This window comes from Bradyrhizobium sp. NAS96.2 (assembly GCF_001908235.1).
GTDB lineage: Bacteria > Pseudomonadota > Alphaproteobacteria > Rhizobiales > Xanthobacteraceae > Bradyrhizobium.
Genome location: NZ_LGHK01000400.1, coordinates 1 through 1,120 on the forward strand (window position 1 = coordinate 1; position 1,120 = coordinate 1,120).

Annotated in this window: 1 protein-coding gene; it reads left to right on the plus strand. The window is 66.1% G+C overall.

All coding sequences use genetic code 11. From position 1 onward, the window contains the following. Positions 1-1,120: DUF5801 repeats-in-toxin domain-containing protein (locus AC628_RS44650; protein WP_245321615.1), on the plus strand; the 1,120-nt coding region annotated here is incomplete at both ends.

The following is a 1,120-nucleotide window of genomic DNA, read 5'->3' on the forward strand; positions in this document are numbered from 1 at the left end:
TGGTGCTCGACCAGACCGGCAACACGGTGTCCGGCTATGTCACCGGTCATGAAAATGACGCTGCGTGGCTGGTGTTCACGCTGACGGTCGACCCGGCAACGGGCAATGTGACCTTGACGCAAGACCGCGCGGTGCACGAGCCCACCGCCTCCAGCCCGGATACCGGCGAGGGCATCAGCCTGACCGGCGGCCTGGTGACGCTGACGGCGACGGTCACCGACAAGGACGGCGACAGCGCCAGCCAGAACCTCGATCTCAGCAGCCACGTCACGTTCCACGACGACGGCCCGTCGATCTCGCTGAGCGGGACGGTCGGTTCGCTGAATACCTTTGAGGCCTATCTGTCGGCCGCGACCAACGCCGGCATCAACGGCTCGACACCCGATGCAGTCCCGACCCAGGGGCATGCGCTCGATACCGAGAGCTTCGCCGGTGCGTTCACGGTGGTGACCGGCGCCGACGGCGCCACCACGGCCTATGCGCTGAGCATCGCAGCCAACGGCACGGCGACCAATCTGATCGACAGCGCCTCTGGCCTTGCCGTGGTGCTGGATCAGACCGGCAACACGATCTCCGGCTATGTGACCGGTCATGAAGGTGACGCGGCGTGGCTGGTGTTCACGCTGTCGGTCAATACCGCGACCGGCGACGTGACGCTGACGCAGGATCGCGCGGTGCACGAGCCCACCGCCTCCAGCCCGGATACCGGCGAAGGCATCAGCCTGACTGGCGGTCTGGTGACGCTGACCGCGACGGTCACCGACAAGGATGGCGACAGCGCCGCGCAGAACCTCGACCTCAGCAGCCATGTCACGTTCCACGACGACGGTCCGTCAATTGGATTGAGCGGCCGAGTTGGTTCACTGAACACCTTTGAGGCATACCTCTCGGCCTCGACCAACGCCGGCATCAACGGCTCGACGCCGGATGCTGTGCCGACCCAGGGCCACACCTTGGACACCGAGAGCTTTGCCAGTGCGTTCACAGTCGTGACCGGCGCCGACAATGCGACCACGGCCTATGCGCTCAGCATCGCGGCCAACGGCACCGCGACCAACCTGATCGACAGCGCCTCCGGTCTCGGCGTGGTGCTCGACCAGACCGGCAACACGGTGTCCGG